17 protein-coding genes are annotated in these 18,833 nt (G+C 69.5%); 6 read left to right on the forward strand and 11 right to left on the reverse strand.

Going from position 1 to position 18,833, the window contains the following annotated elements:
* Nucleotides 1-2: 2 nt before the first annotated feature.
* Nucleotides 3-1,502 carry a sugar ABC transporter ATP-binding protein gene (locus tag ASD13_RS05380; protein WP_055866462.1) on the reverse strand — a complete coding sequence of 500 codons (1,500 nt, stop codon included), beginning with the start codon at nucleotides 1,500-1,502 and terminating at the stop codon, nucleotides 3-5.
* On the reverse strand, nucleotides 1,499-2,554 hold the full coding sequence (locus ASD13_RS05385) for an NAD(P)-dependent alcohol dehydrogenase (protein ID WP_055866465.1): 1,056 nt from the start codon (nucleotides 2,552-2,554) through the stop codon (nucleotides 1,499-1,501). Before ASD13_RS05385 ends, ASD13_RS05380 begins: the two co-directional genes overlap by 4 nt.
* Nucleotides 2,555-2,807: 253 nt before the next feature.
* Here ASD13_RS05385 and ASD13_RS05390 point away from each other — a divergent pair, with 253 nt between their 5' ends.
* Nucleotides 2,808-3,875 (forward strand): LacI family DNA-binding transcriptional regulator, encoded by a 1,068-nt coding sequence (locus tag ASD13_RS05390; RefSeq protein WP_055866468.1) that lies wholly within the window; start codon nucleotides 2,808-2,810, stop codon nucleotides 3,873-3,875.
* 26 nt (nucleotides 3,876-3,901) lie between these two features.
* Here the strand turns inward: ASD13_RS05390 and ASD13_RS05395 are convergent, their stop codons facing one another.
* From ASD13_RS05395 to ASD13_RS05405, 3 genes are read right to left on the reverse strand one after another with little or no spacing between them, the layout of a single operon-like run.
* Entirely contained in the window at nucleotides 3,902-4,558 is a 657-nt protein-coding gene (locus tag ASD13_RS05395; RefSeq protein WP_055866472.1) for a transaldolase family protein, read from the reverse strand.
* A gap of 11 nt (nucleotides 4,559-4,569) precedes the next feature.
* The gene (gene xylB, locus ASD13_RS05400) at nucleotides 4,570-6,027 is read right to left on the reverse strand and encodes a xylulokinase (RefSeq protein ID WP_055866476.1); all 1,458 of its coding nucleotides are present in this window, start codon (nucleotides 6,025-6,027) and stop codon (nucleotides 4,570-4,572) included.
* Nucleotides 6,024-6,716, reverse strand: coding sequence for an SIS domain-containing protein (locus ASD13_RS05405; protein WP_082531397.1), 693 nt, complete (start codon nucleotides 6,714-6,716; stop codon nucleotides 6,024-6,026). Before ASD13_RS05405 ends, xylB begins: the two co-directional genes overlap by 4 nt.
* A gap of 97 nt (nucleotides 6,717-6,813) precedes the next feature.
* On the opposite strand from ASD13_RS05405, the gene ASD13_RS05410 reads away from it, so the two are divergent.
* Together ASD13_RS05410 and ASD13_RS05415 are read left to right on the forward strand one after the other, a co-directional pair.
* Nucleotides 6,814-7,764, forward strand: coding sequence for a sugar-binding transcriptional regulator (locus ASD13_RS05410; RefSeq protein ID WP_055874997.1), 951 nt, complete (start codon nucleotides 6,814-6,816; stop codon nucleotides 7,762-7,764).
* On the forward strand, nucleotides 7,764-8,390 hold the full coding sequence (locus ASD13_RS05415; RefSeq protein ID WP_055866485.1) for a hypothetical protein: 627 nt from the start codon (nucleotides 7,764-7,766) through the stop codon (nucleotides 8,388-8,390). The genes ASD13_RS05410 and ASD13_RS05415 overlap by 1 nt, the downstream gene beginning before the upstream one ends.
* Before the next feature lie 147 nt (nucleotides 8,391-8,537).
* Here ASD13_RS05415 and ASD13_RS05420 read toward each other — a convergent pair whose 3' ends face one another.
* The 4 genes from ASD13_RS05420 to ASD13_RS05435 are packed head-to-tail and all read right to left on the reverse strand — an operon-like array spanning nucleotide 8,538 to nucleotide 13,039.
* Nucleotides 8,538-9,293, reverse strand: coding sequence for a hypothetical protein (locus ASD13_RS05420; protein ID WP_157535575.1), 756 nt, complete (start codon nucleotides 9,291-9,293; stop codon nucleotides 8,538-8,540).
* 42 nt (nucleotides 9,294-9,335) lie between these two features.
* Nucleotides 9,336-10,646 (reverse strand): FGGY family carbohydrate kinase, encoded by a 1,311-nt coding sequence (locus ASD13_RS05425; RefSeq protein WP_055866491.1) that lies wholly within the window; start codon nucleotides 10,644-10,646, stop codon nucleotides 9,336-9,338.
* A 47-nt stretch (nucleotides 10,647-10,693) separates the two neighbouring features.
* Nucleotides 10,694-11,710, reverse strand: coding sequence for a magnesium/cobalt transporter CorA (gene corA / locus ASD13_RS05430; RefSeq protein ID WP_055866495.1), 1,017 nt, complete (start codon nucleotides 11,708-11,710; stop codon nucleotides 10,694-10,696).
* Nucleotides 11,711-11,746: 36 nt separating this feature from the next.
* The gene (locus tag ASD13_RS05435) at nucleotides 11,747-13,039 is read right to left on the reverse strand and encodes a serine hydrolase domain-containing protein (RefSeq protein WP_055866498.1); all 1,293 of its coding nucleotides are present in this window, start codon (nucleotides 13,037-13,039) and stop codon (nucleotides 11,747-11,749) included.
* Between the two features lie 95 nt (nucleotides 13,040-13,134).
* Here ASD13_RS05435 and ASD13_RS05440 point away from each other — a divergent pair, with 95 nt between their 5' ends.
* Complete coding sequence (locus ASD13_RS05440; protein ID WP_055866941.1) at nucleotides 13,135-13,449, forward strand: DUF2470 domain-containing protein; 315 nt, start codon at nucleotides 13,135-13,137, stop codon at nucleotides 13,447-13,449.
* Nucleotides 13,450-13,495: 46 nt separating this feature from the next.
* Entirely contained in the window at nucleotides 13,496-14,143 is a 648-nt protein-coding gene (locus ASD13_RS05445) for a biliverdin-producing heme oxygenase (RefSeq protein WP_055866501.1), read from the forward strand.
* A gap of 21 nt (nucleotides 14,144-14,164) precedes the next feature.
* Here the strand turns inward: ASD13_RS05445 and ASD13_RS05450 are convergent, their stop codons facing one another.
* Complete coding sequence (locus ASD13_RS05450; protein WP_055866505.1) at nucleotides 14,165-15,559, reverse strand: ATP-dependent DNA helicase; 1,395 nt, start codon at nucleotides 15,557-15,559, stop codon at nucleotides 14,165-14,167.
* A 113-nt stretch (nucleotides 15,560-15,672) separates the two neighbouring features.
* Between ASD13_RS05450 and ASD13_RS05455 the strand changes: the two genes are divergently transcribed.
* Nucleotides 15,673-16,743 (forward strand): hypothetical protein, encoded by a 1,071-nt coding sequence (locus tag ASD13_RS05455; RefSeq protein ID WP_055866508.1) that lies wholly within the window; start codon nucleotides 15,673-15,675, stop codon nucleotides 16,741-16,743.
* An 18-nt stretch (nucleotides 16,744-16,761) separates the two neighbouring features.
* Here the strand turns inward: ASD13_RS05455 and ASD13_RS05460 are convergent, their stop codons facing one another.
* The gene (locus tag ASD13_RS05460) at nucleotides 16,762-18,762 is read right to left on the reverse strand and encodes a cytochrome c oxidase assembly protein (RefSeq protein ID WP_200942452.1); all 2,001 of its coding nucleotides are present in this window, start codon (nucleotides 18,760-18,762) and stop codon (nucleotides 16,762-16,764) included.
* Nucleotides 18,763-18,833: the final 71 nt, after the last annotated feature.

The raw sequence follows: 18,833 nt of genomic DNA on the forward strand, positions 1-18,833 counted from the left end.
TTTCATGCCACCTCGATTTCATTCATGGCGTACGTGAGGATGGTTTCCTGCGAGAACTGATCGGGTGTCAGCTCCGCGGTGAGGCGTCCGGCCGACATCACGTAGATGCGGTCGCACATCCCGATGAGCTCGGGCAGCTCGGACGAGATCATGAGGATGCCGCGGCCCTGCTTGGCCAGCTCGGTCATGATCTTGTAGATCTCGAACTTCGCTCCGACGTCGATGCCGCGGGTGGGCTCGTCGAGGAGGAGGATCTTCGGGTCGGAGATCAGCCAGCGGGCGAGGAGGACCTTCTGCTGGTTGCCACCGCTGAGGTTCGCGATGCGCGTCTGCAGGCTGGGCGCCTTGACGTTCATCTTGTCGAAGTACTCGGTGACGAGCTTCTCCTCCTCCCGGCGCCGGGCGAAGCCGCCGTGGATCACCTTGCGCATGCTCGCCAGCGTGGCGTTCTTCATGATGCTGAGCTGCGGCACGATGCCGACCAGACGCCGGTCCTCGGAGAGCATCGCGACACCGGCTTTGATCGCCTGCGTCGGGTTCTTGATCTTCACGGTGGCCGTGTCGATCTCGATCTCGCCCGCATCGAGCTTGTCAAGTCCGAACACTGCGCGGATGACCTCGCTGCGACCCGCGCCGATGAGTCCGGCGAGCCCGACGATCTCGCCCGCGCGGATGTTCAGGTCGATGTCCTCGAACATGTGCGCGGACGACAGCCCGGTGGCACGGAAGACCGTGTCACCGATCTCGACCTGCTCCTTGGGGTAGGCCTGGTGGTCGAGGTCACGACCGACCATCTGCGCGATGATCTGGCTGGAGCTGATCTCGGCGGTGGGCTGCGAGCTCACGACGGTGCCGTCGCGGAGCACGCTGACGTCGTCCGCGAGCTCGAACACCTCGTCCATCTTGTGCGAGATGTAGATGATCGACTTGCCCTGTGCGCGCAGATCGCGGATCTTCGCGAACAACGACTCGACCTCCTTGTGGGCGATCGCCGAGGTGGGCTCGTCCATGATCAGCACGTCGGCGCTGTGGTAGACCGCGCGGAGGATCTCGAGGGTCTGGATCTCCGAGACGGTGAGCGTGCCGAGTCGGCGGTTGATCGAGAAGTCCAGCCCTTCCGCTGCGAGGATGCGACGCGCCTCGCTGCGGATGAACCTCCAGTCGATCTTGCCGAGCTTCATGGGCAGGCGACCGAGGAAGAAGCTCTCCGCGATGGTCATGCCCGGCACGTAGTTGAGCTCCTGCGAGATCATCGCGATGCCGCGGGCGCGGGCGTCGATCGGGTTCTTGATCCGCACCTCCTCGCCGCGCACCCGGATGGTGCCGGTGTCGGGCTGGTAGATCCCGTTGATGATCTTCATCAGGGTCGACTTGCCGGCGCCGTTCTCGCCGCAGAGAGCGTGCACGGTGCCGGGGCGCACATCGAACGACACGTCGTCGAGGGCCTTCACACCGGGGAACGACTTCGAGATCCCCTGGACGGACAGCAGCGCGTCGGTCATGACGCCGCCCTGACCTCTGGCTCGTCGACACGACGCACGCGCGGCAGGACGATCCGCTTGAGAGAGTCGACCGATCCTTCGCCGGACAGCGCCTCCTCGACCTGCTCGATGCCGTACACGTGCGTGACGAGCGAGTCGAGCACGACCTGGCCGGATTCCAGCAGGGCCCGGGCGATCGGCCAGGTGCCGGTGTAGCGGAAGATGCCGGTGACGTTCAGCTCGCGCATCGCCACGTCGGGCACCGAGAGCGGGAACTCGTCGGCGCTGCCGACCAGGACCACGGTGCCGCCGGCACGGGTGGAGCGGATGCCGTTGACGATCGCGGGCGTCGCACCGGAGGCATCGATGAAGACGTTCGCGGCGAGGTCGACTGTCGACTGTGCCGCCGGGTCGACGACGCGGGCACCGTACGATGCGGCGAGCTCCCGGCGGGCCGGGTTGATGTCGGCGACCACCACGTCGACGGCGCCGAACGCCTTGGCCACCTGAGCGGCGATGATGCCGATCGGTCCGCCGCCGGCGATCAGCACGGTGTCACCCACCTTGATGCCGCCCTTCTGCGCGGCTGCGATGCCGACGGATAGCGGCTCCATGAGCGCTGCCGCGTGATCGCTGATCGAGTCGGGCACGTCATACGCGAAGTCGTCCTGGATGATGACGTAGTCGCAGAACGCGCCGTCGATCGGCGGCGTCGCGTAGAACTCCATCTGCGGGCACAGGTTGTAGTCGCCGGCTCGGCAGAAGTCGCAGCGACGGCAGGGCCGCTGGGGCTCGATGGCCACACGTCGTCCGATGCGCTCCGGGTCGACGTCAGCACCGACGGCGACGATGCGACCGCTCACCTCGTGACCGAGGATCAGCGGGGTGTCGACCACGTACGGACCGATGCGGCCGTGCTCGTAGTAGTGCACATCGGAGCCGCAGACGCCGACGCTCGCGACCTCCACCAGCACCTCGTCAGCGGCGGGCACCGGGACGGGGCGCTCTTCCAGCACCAGGTCCTTCACCCCTCGTAGCACGCTGGCGGTCATCGTCGACGGGATCTCAGTCATGAGAAACCTCTCTCTCCTGTGAGAACGGGGTGGTGCGGGGCTTCGGGCTTCTGCGCCCGGAGCCGTTCGGGTATCCGGCGACGAGCCTGCCCGGGCGACGCGTGTCGATCCGGGGGCTTGCGATCGCTTGAATATTAGAACGTAAATCTATAGACGTCAACAACTCCTCATCCATCCTTGATTTATCAATGAAATAGTGCAGAGAGGAGTGGTCCACTCGCTCTTGAAACGTCAAATCCACTAGGCTGAAGAGATGACCAAGACGCCCGGAGCGCCGCCGCCGACGCTCACGAGCATCGCCCGGTCGCTCGGCCTGTCGCCGGCCACGATCTCGAACGTCTACAACCACCCGGAGCGGGTCAGTGACGACGTCAGAGAACGTGTGCTCGCCACCGCCGAAGCCGTCGGCTATGCGGGACCGGATGCTGCGGCCCGCCGCTTCCGCCGCGGGAAGTCCGAGACGATCGGCGTGGTCTTCACCGACGAGATGCCCTTCGCCCTGGCCGACCCCGCCTCCGTGGCCCTGCTGGCGGGGCTCTCGACCACGCTCCAGGAGGCGCGGCTCAACCTGCTGCTGCTGCCCACCGGCCCGCCCGTCGGGGCGTCGCGGGTGTCGAACGTCATGGGGGCCGTCGTCGACGGCTTCGTCTTCTACTCGGTCCCGGAGGGCGATCCGCACCTCGACGCCGCGCTGCGGCGCCGCCTGCCCACCGTGGTGGTGGACGAGCCGCGCGACGGCCTCACCGCCGACTGGGTCGGGCTGGACGATCGTGCCGCCGCCGCCGAGCTCGGGCAGCATCTGGCCCATCTCGGCCACCGGAAGGTGGGCGTCATCACCTCGCGCCTCGGGCGCGCGCGCTACAACGGCCCCGCCGACGAGGACCGCTGGACGCAGGCCGTCTACTCGGTGCAGCGCAACCGGATCGCCGGTCTCCGCGACGGCCTGGGCGGCGTTCCGCTGGTCGTCGAGGAGCGCTTCGAGAACGCGGTCGAGTCCGGCGCCGCCGCCCTCCAGTCCCTGCGCCAGCGCCACCCCGACCTCACGGCGATCTGCTGCTTCGGAGACGTCCTCGCGATCGGCGCACTCGACGCCGCACGCCGTCAGGGTCTGAGCGTGCCGGGCGACCTCACGATCACCGGCTTCGACGACATCCCCGAAGCGGGACGCGTCGGCCTCACCACGGTGAGCCAGCCACTCGTCGAGAAGGGCCGCATCGCCGGCGAGATGCTGCTGAGCCATGCACTGGCCGAGACCCCGCGGCGACGCTTCCTGCCGACCTCGCTCGAGGTGAGGGCGACGAGCGGTCCCCCGCGTCCCTGAGAGCGCGCGGCAGGAGTCCGGCGGGGTCATGACGGCACCGCCGCTGCACGCGCCGCCGCTGCCACGAGCTCCTCGAACTCCGCGGTCGCGGCGAGCGTGAGCTCGTCCTCGAAGAGGGCGCCGGCGGTCGCCGGAGCGAGCGTGAGATCGTGCGCGCCGGCCCCGGCGACGGCCGCGACCTGGTCGGCGGAGCGCAGGCTCGCGGCCAGGATGCGCACGCTCGGCACGCTTCGGGCGATCGCCGCGACGAGCGCGACCCCGTCGCGGCCGTTCTCGCTCGCCCTGCCCACGTAGGGCGCGACCTCCTGCGCGCCGGCAGCGGCGGCGAGGAGGGCCTGGGCCGGGTGGTACACCGCCGTGATCAGCACCTCGCGTCCGGCGTCCGTCAGCTCGCGAGCGACAGTGAGCGCCGGGGCTGTCGCCACGAGCTTGATCACCACGTCGCCGCCGAGATCCGCGATCTGACGGGCGGTGTCGCGCAGCTCTTCGATCGTCGTCCCGGTCGCCTGTGCGTAGAAGCGGGTCACGCCACGATCCCGCAGCCAGGTGGCGAGAGCGGGCAGGTCGTCGGCGGTCAGTCCGGCGCGATCGAGGATCGCGGGGTTGGTGGTGACACCGGCGAACAACCCGGTCGCCAGAAGCGGCGCGAGCAGGTCACGGTCGGCGCTGTCGATGTAGAGCACGGGTCCTCCTCCTAGAAGCGTTCGCCGTCGGACTGCAGGTCGGCCAGACGGATGTAGCGGTCCCAGATGTCACCGCGATCGGCGACCGGCTCGGTGACCGAGGTGGCCTCGGGGCGCCAGGCGGCCGTGACGGCGGCGACGGTCTCGCCGCGCACCACCGCTGCGGCCTGGATCGCAGCGCCGCGCGCCGTGCCTTCCGGCGCATCGACGGTGTGCACGGCGCGACCTGTCAGGTCGGCGATGATCTGCCGGTAGGCGTGCGACCGCGCTCCCCCGCCGATGGCGATAGTGCGTCCCGTCACGGGGATGCCGAGAGACGCCAGCCCGCGCTCTCCTCGCACGAGGCCGAGGGCGACCCCCTCGAACGCGGCCAATGCGAGCTGCTCGCGGCTGGTCGCGGTGCTCAGACCCGCCAGCATGCCGCGCGCCGAGGGCAGTCGCGGCGAGCGCTCACCGTCGAGGTAGGCCGCGAGCAGGGGGCGTTCCGGGTCGAGCGGCGCGGCGAGGGCGAGGGCGGCGAGCGCGGCGTGATCGACCGCGAGCAGCCGCGCGATGGTGTCGGTGACCTTGGTGGCGTTGAGCGTGCAGACGAGCGGAAGATAGCCGCCTGTGACGTTCGCGACGCCGTCGACCGAACCCGTGACGTCGACGACGGGGTCGGGGGTGGTCGCGAACACGACGCCGGAGGTGCCGAGGCTGTACGCCACGTCGCCTTCGCCGAGCCCGATGCCCTGCGCGGCGAGATGCTGGTCGCCACCGCCCGCGCCGACCAGTGCGCCGGGGTCGATGCCGAGCTCTGCGGCCGCGGCGGGTGCGATCCGTCCGGCCGCCTCATCGGGTGCGAGCACCTCGGGAAGCAGCGGGGCCCAGTCGCGCTCCCCCACGACCTCGTCGAGGATGTCGGTGCGCCAACGCCCGGTGTCGGCGGAGTAGTACCCGGTTCCCGAGGCGTCCGAGCGATCCGTGACACGGCGTCCGGTCAACCGGTACGTGAGCCAGTCGTGCGGCACCGAGATGTGGCGGACGCGCGCGAACGCATCCGCGTCGGTCTCTGCCAGGAGCGCGAGCTTCGAGATGGTGATGGCGGCCGAGGGGACGATCCCGATCTGCTGGGCCCACCAGGAGGCGGGATGCCTGTCGAGCAGCGCGGCAGCCTGCGACCCCGAGGCGGTGTCGTTCCAGAGGCGCGCGGGGCGCAGCAGGCGACCGGCCTCATCGGAGACCACCAGACCGTGACACTGCGCGCCGACGCTCACGCCGATGATGCGCACCTCGACGTCGCGGCGCGCGTCTCCCATCGCCGCGACCAGCGCCTGCCACCAGGACTCGGGGTCCTGCTCGCTGATCGGCGGGTGGGTAACCGGATGCGGGGCGCGGCCGGTCGAGACGAGCGCTCCGGATGCGGCGTCGCGGAGCTCCACGGTGCACGACTGGGTGGAGCTGTCGACTCCGGCGACCACATCGATCATGACGCGACCTCCCGGTACGCGGGGATGACGATCCGGTCGGCGTCTGCCGGAAGGTCCTCGAGGCGACCGACGGCGCCGGCGGGATGCGTGGTCATGAACTCGGCCCAGGTGTACCCCCGCCCGCGCATGAGCACCTCGGCGAGCGCGTCGCCCCACGCCGACTGCGCGATCGTGATGCCGGTCGCGACGATGCCGCCGATGTCGGCCGCAGGCTGCACGGCGACGGCGACGCTGTGGTCGGCCAGGAGCGCGAGCGGCGTCGAGTGGCTGCGCGAGAGGGAGATCACCCGCGCCCCACGACCGCGGGCGATGCAGGCGAGCTGCACGACCTCGCCGGAGGCTCCGCCGTTCGAGATGAGCAGCACGATGTCGGCAGCCGTGATCGCACCGGAGGCTCCGTGCAGGCCGTCCATGGGCGAGAAGGGCAGCGACGGGGTGCCGGTCACTGAGAGGATGTGCGCCATCCGCCGCGCGACGGTGCCGGATGTGCCGGAGCCGCCGATGAAGAGCTTGCCCGTGCCGGAGAGGATCAGCGACGCCGCGGTGACGAGCGAGTCGTCGACCGTGTCGATCAGCGCTGCCACGGCATCGGCCTCTGCACGCAGGCGTCCGCGCGCTACCGCGAGGATGTCGTCATTGACCGTCAACTCTTGCTCCTTCAATCGCACGATGGAATCAGTCGCGCTCATCTGTGATGCTTGGATGTACGTTTGAGCATAGGAAGCTCCTCGTGCCGAAGAAAGGCAGCCGTCACATATGTCACAGTTTCGTGATTTCGACGCTCAAATGAGCGAGGTATCGACGGGCATGGACCACGATCGCGCCCTCATGGCAGCCGTCGCCCGTGCCCACTACCTCGAAGACCGGTCCCGCGTCGACATCTCCGACGCCCTGGGGATCTCGCGTTTCAAGGTGGCCAGGCTGCTCACCCGCGCCCGCGAAGAGGGCGTCGTCACGATCGAGATCCACGACTGGGGTCTGCCCGACGTCGAGCTGAGCCAGCGGCTGCAGGAGAAGCTCGGCCTCGAGCGATGCCTCGTCGTGCGCTCTCACGGCGACGACGACACCGTGCGTCGACAGATCGGCGGGGCGGCGGCGCGGGCGCTCAGCGAGAGCCTGCGCGAGGACGAGGTGCTCGGCGTCACCTGGGGCCGCACCCTGACCGCGACCGTGAGTCAGTTCGACCACCTCCCCCGGCTGTCGATCGTGCAGCTCACCGGCGTCGTGGCCGGCGACCTGGCATCGTCACCCATCGAGGTCGTGCGCCAGACGTCGCGCCGCTCCGGCGGGGATGTCTACCCGATCTTCTCCCCGCTGATCGTCGACGACCTCGAGACCGCGAAGAGCCTGCGCCGCCATCCCGACATCCGCTCGGCCATGGACCTGTTCCCCGCGGTCACCACCGCCCTGCTCTCGGTCGGCGCCTGGAACCCGCCGGTGTCGCAGGTGCGGGACGTGCTGCCCATCGACGACCTCGCCAACGCTCTCAGCAAGGGATGCGTCGCCGACATCGCGGGCATCCTCATCCAGAGCGACGGCACCCCGGTCGACCCCGATTTCCAGGACCGCTGCGTCAACATCTCGTACGAGCAGCTGCAGAAGGTGCCGCGTGTGGTCGCCGTCGCCGGTGGAGCCGCGAAGGCCGATGCGATCCGGACGGTGTCCCGTGTGGGGCTCATCACCGAGCTGTTCACCGACCACACTCTCGCCGAGGCCGTGCTCGCGGAGGATCGCTGATGCGGATCGCCGGCTCGCTGTGGTCCGTTCCCGCCGAGGATCGCCTGACCACCGCGCTGCGGCTGCGGGACGCCGGTCTGCGTCGGCTGCACTGGGACACGACCGACGGCAGCTTCGCCGCGGCGGGAGGGTTCCCCCCGGACTCCGCCGCCGAGCTGGCCTCCGCGACCGGGCTCTCTGCCGAAGCCCACGTGATGGCTCATCGGGCTGGGCGGGACGTGGACGCCTGGACCACGTTCTGCGACCTCGTCTTCGTGCACATCGAGAGCGACGACTGGCAGGAGGCACTCGTGCGCATCGAGCGGCGCGGCGCCACCCCCGGCCTCGCGGTCTCACCGCAGACCCGCGCCGCCGACGTGCCAGCCGATGTCGCGGTGCTGTGCATGTCGATCATCCCCGGTCAGGCCGGAAGCGCGTTCGACACCGCTGTCCTGCACAAGCTCACCGCCCTGCGCAGAGCCTCGCCCGACCGTCGGCTCGCCGTCGACGGCGGCGTGCGCCGCCTGCACCACGACGCCCTCGCCTCCGCCGGCGCCGACTGGGCCGTCGTCGGCACCGACCTGGTGTTCGACCAGGAGGACGCCTGGGCCGAGGTCCTCGCCGCCGGGGCCGACGCCTCGGCCTGACCTCCCGACTTCCCGACCTGCAGGCGCCCTAGGGCGTGTCGATCAGGGTCTCGTATGCGCGATCACGCTCTCAGCTGTTCTGCTCTGACTGAGGGAACCTCACTGAGGGGGGCATAAACGCCCCGCAAACGATCCCATCGCTCGCGCTCAGCGGTTGATGGCTAGCCTCGGCGTCGGGAGCGGGTCGTCTGGGGTGATGTCGAAGACGAACGCGATGCCGTCGCTCATGAAGTTCGCGGCGCTTACTGAACTACCGGCTACTGCTACCCGCAAGTCATGGTCTCCGATATACGCGGAAACTTCCTCACTCGGCTCGATGGCGGTGATCCAGTTGTCAACCTGAAAGAGCAGCTGCCTCGGCCGTGGTGGAACATCACTAGGGCCGTTTCCTGTCCAATATGGTGCCCCGCCGGCCTTCGTGAGCTTGTTCGAGTCGAAGCCGTGTACCGCTGTGATCTCATCAGGCAATGCCCAGAACGCGACGGGGTCGTCGATCTGGCGCGCCTGCTCAGCCGTGATTCCGTCGTCCGACGGTACCCAATCGCGCACCCATAGCCGCGGGAGGATGGGAGTCTCTCCGTTGGCCCCGGCGGAAGGGACGTGCGACTCGCCGGCCAACTCTGTCGACGGAACCAGCAGGCACCGATTAGCGACCTCATCTGGCTCCCAGAAGTCACAAACAGCGTCGCTCTCGCATTTGAACACCAGCAGCACGCAGCTGGCGGGGACCCGCGGCAGCCACGGCCCCGGCGCGAGTTGAAGCAACGGCGTCATGACCGCGCCGCACTCTCCGCACACCGGCCAACGGTCCGCAGCCAGACCTGTCGGAACACCGCCAAACCAACTCGCCCCTTCAGAGTTTTGTGGCGGGCGCACCGACCATTGCGGAACCCAAATCTGCATAGCGCGAGGATACCTACACGCCACTGGCTTGATCAACACGCCCTAGGCGGCCGGAGGCAGCTCGAGTCCGAGCGTGCGCGCCGCCTGGCGGGCCATGCCCCAGGCGACGAATTCGCCGGCGGGCGGCGCGGTCATCGGGATGCCGAGGATCTCGGGAGCCATCGCGCGCACGGCCGCGGACCGGGCGCCACCGCCGATGAGGATGCCCCGCTCCGTGGGCACGCCGAGGTCGCGGATCGCGTTCAGGCCGAACAGCAGACCGCCGAGCACGCCCTCATAGGCCGAGCGAGCGACGTTCTCTCTCGTGGTCGAGGCCAGCGTCATGCCGAACAGGGTTCCGGTCGCATCCGGGAGGTTCGGGGTGCGCTCGCCCTCCAGGTACGGCTCGAGCACCAGACCGCCGGCACCGGGAGACGCAGCAAGGGCGAGTCGGCTGAGTTCTTCGTGATCCACTCCGAGGAGGGCGGCGAGCGTGTCGAGCACCCGCGCGGCGCTGAGGGTCGCGACGAGCGGCAGATGGCCGTCGGCTGCGTCGGCGAATCCGGCAACCGTTCCCGAGGGGTCGATCGTGCGATGAGCGCTCGTCGCGAAGACCGTCCCGCTCGTGCCGATCGACACCACCACGTCTCCGACACGAGCTCCCAGACCCAGCGCGGCGCCGGCGTTGTCCCCGGATCCCGGTCCGACCGAACGGCCGTCGGCATCGCGGACCGCTGCGTCGTGGGCGAGGACCCGCGGCAGCACCGCGTCGTGCCCCAGCGCCTCGGCGAAGAGCTCCCGGTCATAGCCGGCATCCGTCCAGTACCCGGTTCCCGAGGCCTCGGAACGGTCGGTCACGAGCTCATCCAGGTCGGCGCCGAGACGGGAGTCGGGGCCGAAACCCCGCAGACGCCAGGTGAGCCAGTCATGCGGGAGCGCGACGGCACCGACCGCACGGGCGCGCTCGGGCTCGTGTTCGCGCAGCCAGTGCACCTTGGTAAGGGTGAACGAGGGCACGGGCACGAGGCCGGTGCGCTCCGCGAGGGCCGTCGCGCCGTACCGGGCGATCAGTGCCGTTGCCGCATCCGACGAGCGCAGGTCGTTCCACAGCAGGGCGGGCCGCACGACGCGTCCCCTGCTGTCCAGCGCCACCATCCCGTGCTGCTGCCCGCTGATCGCCCACGCGCGCACGTCGCCGAGCCCGCCCGCCGCGGCGATCGCCTGCTGCAGCGCCTGCCACCAGGCCTCCGGGTCGACCTCGGTTCCCGGCGGGTGAGCCGCCCGCCCTTCGCGGACGACCGTGCCGGAGACCGCGTCTGCGATGACGACCTTGCAGGACTGGGTCGAGGAGTCGATTCCCGCCACGAGTTCCATGCTGCGATCATCCCATGCGGGGCGACGGGCACTCATCCGGCTCGGTGTCAGAGCCAGCCCTTGCGTTTGAACGCCGCGTACAGGCCGAAGCCCAGCGCGATCATCATGCCGACCGCCATGGGGTAGCCGAGCAGCCAGTGCAGCTCCGGCATGTGGTCGAAGTTCATGCCGTAGATGGTGCCGACCAGCGTCGGCGCGAACAGGATCGCCGCCCATCCCGAGATTTTCTTGACCTCGTCGTTCTGACGGATGCTGAGCTCCGTCATCCGCCGCATCTCCTCGTTCTGGCGGCGTGCGACGATGGTCGATTCGACGGTGAGCGCGTTGTCGAGCACGGTGCGGAACGTCGTCGCGCGGTCGCTCACGCGCAGGGTGTGATCCAGCACGTCGCGCAGATACCGCTGCAGCTCTTCGGTCACCTGGTACTTGTCCGACCCTCGAAGCAGTGCCTCCAGCATCCCCGACAGCGGCTGCGTGGCCCGCTGGAAGTCGATGACCTCCCGACCCAGATCGTAGATGCGCTGCGTGGCGTCGGTGTTCTCCTCGAACAGCTGGCTCTCAATCTCGTCGATGTCGTTCTCGAGCCCCGCGAGGACAGGCGTGTACTCGTCGACGACCTCGTCGAGGATGGCGTACAGCACGGCTTCGGGGCCGTGGGCGAGGAGCGCGGGGTCGGCTTCGAGGCGACGCCGGACGCGGCCGAGGTCGGGGGACTCCGCGTGCCGGATCGTCACCACGAAGTCGGGACCGACCAGCACATGCACCTCCCCGAACTCGACCTCTTCGAGGTCGTCGAGATAGCGGGCCGGCCGCAGCACCATGAACAGCACGTCTCCGTAGCGCTCGAGCTTCGCGCGCTGGTGCCCGGAGAGGGCGTCCTCCACGACGAGCGCGTGGATCCCGAACTCCTCGGCGACCTCGCGGATCTCGTCCTCGCTCGGTCGATAGAGGCCTATCCACCCCATGCCGTCGCGTTCGCGCATGCGCTCGAACGTCTCGCTCAGGGTCACCGGGTTCTCGGTGCGGACGCCATCCACGTAGATCGCATTGTCGATGATCGCCATCGTCGCCCCTTCGAGTACCTGTGGGTCAGCCCGGGTTCACTCCGCGGCGGGAGGAGCGACGCAGGCGATCGCCGCGTCGGTGATCGTCTGGTGGTACTGCTCGGCGGTGAACGGAAGACCGAACTCGGGAGCCGTCTGGCCGTCGGCGGCCGGCGCCTTCGAGGCGATGGCTGCGAGCTCCCACGAGAGGTGCTGGGCGAACTGGGCGCCGGCCGTGGAGTCGTTGAGCACGACCGCCACCGTGAATCCGGTCGCCGGGTCGGAGTACGCCGCGGTGGCGTACCCCGGAGTCCAGCCGTGCTGGCCGATCATCGATCCCACCAGGTAGCCACCGCCGGCGGCCTGGAACCAGGATGCGGCGCCGTCTGCCGCCGAGAGCGGATCGGCGAAGCGCTCCGGCTTCTCCTTCGTGCGCAGGACCTGCTTCGCCTCGGCCTGGGCGTAGCGACCGAGGTCGGTGATGGTGGAGACGACACCGGAGTCGGTGAACCCCGAGCTGGACGACAGCTTCGTGATGTCGACGGGGGCCGCGCAGTCATATCCGCCCTCGACAGCATTGAGGTAGTGACCGTCGAGCACCGCGCCGGTTCCCGGCGCTGCCGGGGTCGGCCCGGGAAGCGAGGTGTCGGGCAGCGCGAGAGGTTCGGTGACGTACTCGGCGATCAGCTCGGAGGCCGTCATGCCCGACGCGCGCTCGAGGGCGAGGCCGAGCAGGAGGTAGCCGGCGTCCGAGTCGCGGAAGGTCGTGTGGGGCGCGACGCGCTCGCGCGCCAGCCCGAAGCCCGCGAGCTCCAGCGGCGACCACACCCGCTCAGGGGTGTTCAGCCAGGCCGACTTCACGGTCCCCTCGGAGGATCCCGCGCCACTGGTGCCGTTGCACAGATCGAGGAGGGTGATGCCGTCGTCGCGCATGTCGGCGACGCCCGAGACGTAGTCGGCGACGTTGGCGTCGAGCTCCACCACGTCCCGGTCGGCGAGGGCATAGAGCACGTCGCAGGTCATCAGACGGGTGACGTCCGCGATGCGGAAGGACATGTCGGTCGACAGCTCTGCACCGCCTTCGCGATCCTGCGTGCCGATGCCCGCCACCCAGCTCCCGCTCCAGGGCGCCCACACGCCGACGATCGCACCGGTCGCACCGGAGGAGACGAGCGCGTTGTCGACCGCGGCCTGCATCGCGGCGACCGTGTCGTCCGGGAGCGGACCGTCGACCTGCGCGGGCGGCGTGTAGGAGAAGGACTCCTCGGACGAGCATCCGGTGAGAGCGAGAGCGAGCACGGCTGCCGTTGCCGTTGCGGCGCGCCACCGGCGCGACGAGAGAAGCTGCATGAAAGGGACCCCCGAGGACGTGTCTCCCGAGTCTAGAGCGCCGAGGCTGAAAGTCGGCCCCGGAGCGATCTCGGAGCCGCCGTAAGGTGGTCACCGTGCCCCATATCTTCGACGCCGACGTGATCACCGCCGTCCTCCGCCACATGAACGGCGACCACACCGATGACAACATCCTCATCGCCCGCGCCTTCGCGGAGCCGTCGGATGTCGAGGTGACCGGTTCGGTGATGACCGGGTTCGACGGAGACGCCGGCGTGTGGGAGATCACCCGCGACGGTGAGGTCGCCGAGCTGCGCGTGCCCTGGCCCGGCGGCCCGATCGCCGACCGCCCCGCCGTGCGCCGCGAGGTCGTGGCTCTCTACGACGCCGCGTGCGCCCGCCTCGGCGTCGAGCCGCGGCCGCACGCCTGAACACTGCGACTTCCCTCCGGGGTTAGGTAACCCTTACACTGGCCTCATGCCCGAGATCCTCTCCTTCTCCGCCGCCCTGCGCGAGCGTTCGTCCGGATCGCACTCCCGCAGCGAGACCGCCGGCTTCATGTCCGACCTCCTGAAGGGCGAGGGGTCGCGCGAGGACTACATCTCCCTCGTCGCGCAGCACTACTTCATCTATGAGGCGCTCGAGGGCGCGGGCGAGCGCATGCGTCAGGATCCGGTGGCCTCGGTCTTCATCACCGACAAGCTCACCCGACTCCCCGCGCTGGAGGCCGACCTCGAGTTCCTGCTCGGGGCCGACTGGCGCGAGCAGATCGTCGCCCTGCCCACCACTCAGCGCTACGTCGACCGCATCCGCCAGGTGGGCGCCACCTGGGCCGGCGGCTTCGTCGCGCACCACTACACCCGCTACCTCGGCGATCTGTCCGGCGGCATCTTCATCGGTCGTGTGATGGCCCGTCGCTTCGGCTTCGAGACCAACGGCATCGGCTTCTACCTGTTCGACGACATCGCCGACCCGTCCGCTTTCAAGGACGTGTACCGCGATCAGCTCGATGCCGCCCCGTGGGATGAGGCCGAGCGCGAGCGCGTGATCGACGAGGTGCTCCTCGCCTACCGCTTCAACACCGAGCTGTTCGAAGACCTCGACCGCGCTCGCGCCGCCGCCTGAGCGGATCCCGCGCCCGGGAGCTCAGCTCTTCGGCAGCTCGGGGGCGGATGCCGCGAGCCAGGCATCGCGCATGAACCGACGCACGTCTTCGTCCACCCGGATGTCGCGGGGTCGCAGCGCACGCGACAGATAGAGCCCCTCGAGCGAGGTCAGCCGGCTGAGGGCGACATAGGTCTGCCCCGGCGCGAACGCCCCGGAGCCGAGGTCGATGATGGCCCGCTCGTAGGTCTTGCCCTGCGACTTGTGGATCGTGACAGCCCAGGCCAGACGCAGCGGGAACTGCGTGAACTCGGCGACGACGTCACGGGAGAGCTTCTTCGTGTTCTGGTCGTACGCGTAGCGGAACCGTTCCCACACGGCGGGCTCGACATCGACCTCCTCTCCGTCGATGTCGACGCGCACGGCACTGCCGAGGATGCGCACCACCGTTCCGATCGTGCCGTTGACCCAGCGCGGCGGCTCACCGGACATCGCGGTGTCGTTGCGCAGGAACATGACCTGCGCCCCCACCTTGAGCTTCAGCTCCGACTCGGCCGGGAGCGCGGCCTCGCCCCTGCCGAAATCTCCGCTCACCTCGGCGCGCGCGGTCTGCTCCTTGCCCGGCAGCGCGGCCAGGTGTCGGCTGTTGATGCTGTTCACGATGTCGTTGCGGGTTGCGAGCGTGATCATCGGGACCTCGCCGGGCTCCGGATCCGGTGGTGTCCGCGCCCCCTGGGTGTTCAGCACGCCCGCGATCTCGGCGGTCACCCGCCCGTAGCGCACGGCGTTCAGCATGGCCTTGAACCCGTCGTCGGACTGCCGGTGGATCTGCACGAGCTCGCGCACGTGCAGCTCGGCGCGCGTGTCGACGGCGAACAGCCCCTCCTGGTCCGACTCGCCGGTGCCGCCGCCGGTCCCTGCCCACACCTTCGCGTCGAAGAACCAGAACGAGCGGTAGTGGTCCTGCACGTATCGGGCCTCGTCGCCGCGGGGCGGCACGGGCGCCAGCTGGTACGGGTCTCCGAACATGACGACCTGCACCCCGCCGAACGGCTCGCCCCTGCGCCCCCGCGCCTGGCGGAGAGAACGATCGATCGCATCCATCAGATCCGCGTTGACCATCGAGATCTCATCGATCACGAGCGTCTCGATGGCGTTCAGGATGCGACGGGTCGCGTCGTTCTGATCGATGTCGGCATCCCCGATCAGACCGATCGGCAGGCGGAACAGCGAGTGGATCGTCTGTCCCTCGACGTTGAGCGCCGCGACGCCCGTAGGTGCGCAGATCGCGATCTGCTTCTTCGTGTTCCATGCGAAGTGCTGCAGGAGCGTCGACTTCCCGGTCCCGGCTCGCCCGGTGATGAAGACGTGCTCGCCCGTGTCCTCGATGAGTCGGAACAGCTCTTGCTGCTCCTCGGACAGGGCGGGAAGGGACACGGTTCTCACAGGGGCAGCGGACGGACAGGGCGCTCGTCCATGCTACGTCCCGGTATCCGCACACGGCCGCCGACGCTCGGCGTCCCCCCAGGACGCCCTCCTAGACTGACGCCATGGACCGGGCACGTGCGAGCGCGCCCCGGCGTGCGCGCCTGGGGGTCGATCTGGCGATGCTCACCGTCGTCGGCCTGCTGCTCATCGCGGCTCTGGGAGCGGGCGGCGTCACGCTGTACCAGCAGTTCTACGGCCCGTCCGCGTTCGTCGTCCGCTACCTCGACCTGCTCTCCTCCGGTCGCGCCGCCGATGCGCTGCGCGTACCGGGCGTCGCGATCGACCGCGAGACGCTCGACGCCGCCGGGATCGATCCCGGAGCGTCCGAAGCGATGCTCCGCCGCGCCGCACTCGCCCCACTGACCGACGTGACGATCACCTCGGAGAAGCCAGCAGAGGGCGGCACGGCCGTCACCGTCAGCTACCAGGCGAGCGGACACGCCGGCACCAGCACCTTCCTGGTCGAGCAGGACGGTTGGGCGGGCGTCACCCCCAACTGGCGCTTCACCACCAGCCCCCTGGCCGTCGTGGATCTGACGGTGCGCGGCGCCGACCAGTTCGCGGTGAACGGGTTCGAGGTCGACCGGCGCCAGGTGTCGATCGACGGCGTCGATGCGGTCTCGCTCGACCCGCTGCCGCTGCTCGTGTTCACGCCGGGCCTGTACGCGGTGACGGTGGACACCGCGATCTCGACCGCCTCGGGCCACGGGGTCCTCGCCGACACTCCCTTGGCCGTCACACCGCTCGATGTGCAGACCGAGCCGACCGACGAGTTCGTCGACGTGGTTCAGGAAAGGGTCGAGGCCTTCCTCACGGAGTGCACGACGCAGGAGGTGCTCCAGCCGACGGCCTGCCCGTTCGGCCTGCGCGTCACGAACCGACTCGCCTCCGCGCCGAAGTGGTCGATCGCGACGCAGCCCCAGGTCACGGTCACCCCCGACGGCGGGCAGTGGCAGATCCCGACGACGGACGCGGTCGCCCACGTCGAGGTCGACATCCGCTCGCTGTTCGACGGCAAGACCCAGCCGTTGGCGGAGGACGTGCCCTTCCAGCTCACCGGGACGATCGCGATCCTGCCCGACGGATCCGCGTCGATCAGGATCGGCTCCCCCGGCGACCCCGCCGTCGACTGACCGGGTCGGGCGTCGGCCTCAGCGGCTTCCGCGCTGGTCGCGCTCCGCGAGGGCGGCGAGCTTGGCGTTGTACTCCTCGAGCTCGGCGTCTCCCGTGCGGTCGGCATGCCGGTCTGCGCGGCGCTGCAGCTTGGTGTCGCTGCGGCTCCACTGGATCGCGACCGTGATCGCGAGGATCAGCGTCGGGATCTCGCCGATCGACCAGGCGATGCCGCCACCGACGTACTGGTCCTGCAGCGGGTCCACACCCCAGTCGCGGCCCATCGACCCGAACCAGTCGGCGACCATCAGCCCTTCCTGCATCATGATCGCGATGCCGAAGAAGGCGTGCATCGCCATGACGGCGATCAGGGTGATCAGGCGACCGGGGTAGGGCAGACGGTACGGCACAGGGTCGGCGCCGATCAGGCTCATCACGAACAGGTAGCCCGAGATCAGGAAGTGGATGACCATCCACTCGTGACCGAGGTGCTCGTACATCGACCAGCGAACCAGGTCGGTGAAGTAGAAGGCCCACAGCGACAGGATGAAGATCGCCGCTGCGACGAACGGATGGGTCACCACGCGGGAGAACGGCGAGTGCACGGCCCACATGATCCACTCGCGCCCACCGCGGGTGCCGTCGTCGCGCTTGTGGATCGCACGCAGAGCGAGCGTGATGGGGGCGCCGGAGACCAGCAGCAGCGGGATGGCCATCGACAGCATCATGTGGCCCATCATGTGGATGCTGAACAGGTACTCCTGGTACGCGTTGAGCGGGCCGCTCGTCACCCAGACGAGCATCAGCATGCCGAGCACCCAGAACACGGTGCGGTGGATCGGCCAGCGGTCGCCGCGCAGGCGCAGGCGGCGCACACCGGCGAGGTACAGGAAGAGGCCGAAGCCTGCGGCGACGAGCCAGAGCACGTCGAAGTCCCAGGCCGTGAACCAGCGCTCGAGCGTCAGCTCCGGAGGCAGCGTCGCGCCGGTGAGGATCTGCGCGGGCGTCTGGGCGAAGGCGGCGACCTCGCCGGTGGGCGGAGGCGTGCGCGCGAGCGCGGCGGCCGCTCCGGAGGCGAGACCCATCAGCGCGACCTCGCACAGCACGAGGAGCCAGAACCAGCCCGCCGCCCGCTGACCTGCGAGCCGGGGGATCAGACGTGCGCGATACCAGGCGCCCAGCAGTCCCATGCCTCCCAGCAGCACGACCTTGGCGAGCACGATCCAGCCGTAGGGCGTCGCCCACAGCGCGTCCCAGCCTCCGACGGCCACGATCGACCGGGTGACCCCGGAGAACGCGACCACGGCGAAGGCGGCGATCGCGAGGGACGAGTAGCGTGCGACGAGCCGCGGGGTGTCGATGTCGGCGCGCCCGCGCAGCAGCACCAGCAGCAGGAGCCCACCGAGCCAGACGGCGGCGCCGATGGTGTGCAGCAGGATCGAGTTGACCGCCATGTTGTGCCCGGCGAGGTCGCCGGCATGCCCCTGCGTCGCGAGCGGGAGGAAGGAGACCGCGGCGAGCAGCGCCGTGATGAGGGTGGGCGTCCACGAACGCCACGCGAACGCGAGCACCGTGATGATCGCGCCGAAGATGGTGGTGATGAGCCAGGACTGCCCCAGCGGCAGCTCCAGCAGGAAGCGCCCGAGCTGCGTGCCGAACTCGCGCTCGATGCTGAGCTTGGGGTTGAACGCGGCCATGAAGGCGAGGAACCCCGCGAGGCCGGCCGAGACCGTGAACACGGCCGCACCGACCGAGGCGATGTTCAGAGCGGCGTCGAACGATCGCTCCCCCGCGCGCAGGCCGAACAGCGCGAGCACGAGCGCGCCGAGCATGACCGCGCCCGAGACGTTCATGACGAGCTTCGCGATCGGCGTACCCCAGAGCACGAAGGGACCGGGGTCCTGCAGCAGCGGCGGCTTGGCGCCTCCGCCGACGAGGAGCGCCAGCACCAGGGCCACCAGGGCGGCGATGAGGAGGATGATGACGCCGGCGACTCGATACGCCGAAATCCGACTCGTCGACTCGCTGCGGGAACTCACCCCTCCAGCCTAGGCGCGCCCGACGGTGAGAAAGCACGCAAGCCGCCCCCGTCGGAACGGGAGCGGCCTGC

It is taken from the genome of Microbacterium sp. Root1433D1, from assembly GCF_001426835.1.
Taxonomy (GTDB): domain Bacteria; phylum Actinomycetota; class Actinomycetes; order Actinomycetales; family Microbacteriaceae; genus Microbacterium; species Microbacterium maritypicum.

Coding starts and splice junctions, on each gene's coding strand:
- ASD13_RS05380 (WP_055866462.1), bottom strand. CDS start 1,502: ATGACCGACGCGCTGCTGTCCGTCCAGGGGATCTCGAAGTCGTTCCCC.
- ASD13_RS05385 (WP_055866465.1), bottom strand. CDS start 2,554: ATGACTGAGATCCCGTCGACGATGACCGCCAGCGTGCTACGAGGGGTG.
- ASD13_RS05390 (WP_055866468.1), top strand. CDS start 2,808: ATGACCAAGACGCCCGGAGCGCCGCCGCCGACGCTCACGAGCATCGCC.
- xylB (WP_055866476.1), bottom strand. CDS start 6,027: ATGATCGATGTGGTCGCCGGAGTCGACAGCTCCACCCAGTCGTGCACC.
- ASD13_RS05405 (WP_082531397.1), bottom strand. CDS start 6,716: ATGAGCGCGACTGATTCCATCGTGCGATTGAAGGAGCAAGAGTTGACG.
- ASD13_RS05410 (WP_055874997.1), top strand. CDS start 6,814: ATGAGCGAGGTATCGACGGGCATGGACCACGATCGCGCCCTCATGGCA.
- ASD13_RS05415 (WP_055866485.1), top strand. CDS start 7,764: ATGCGGATCGCCGGCTCGCTGTGGTCCGTTCCCGCCGAGGATCGCCTG.
- ASD13_RS05420 (WP_157535575.1), bottom strand. CDS start 9,293: ATGCAGATTTGGGTTCCGCAATGGTCGGTGCGCCCGCCACAAAACTCT.
- ASD13_RS05425 (WP_055866491.1), bottom strand. CDS start 10,646: ATGGAACTCGTGGCGGGAATCGACTCCTCGACCCAGTCCTGCAAGGTC.
- corA (WP_055866495.1), bottom strand. CDS start 11,710: ATGGCGATCATCGACAATGCGATCTACGTGGATGGCGTCCGCACCGAG.
- ASD13_RS05435 (WP_055866498.1), bottom strand. CDS start 13,039: ATGCAGCTTCTCTCGTCGCGCCGGTGGCGCGCCGCAACGGCAACGGCA.
- ASD13_RS05445 (WP_055866501.1), top strand. CDS start 13,496: ATGCCCGAGATCCTCTCCTTCTCCGCCGCCCTGCGCGAGCGTTCGTCC.
- ASD13_RS05455 (WP_055866508.1), top strand. CDS start 15,673: ATGGACCGGGCACGTGCGAGCGCGCCCCGGCGTGCGCGCCTGGGGGTC.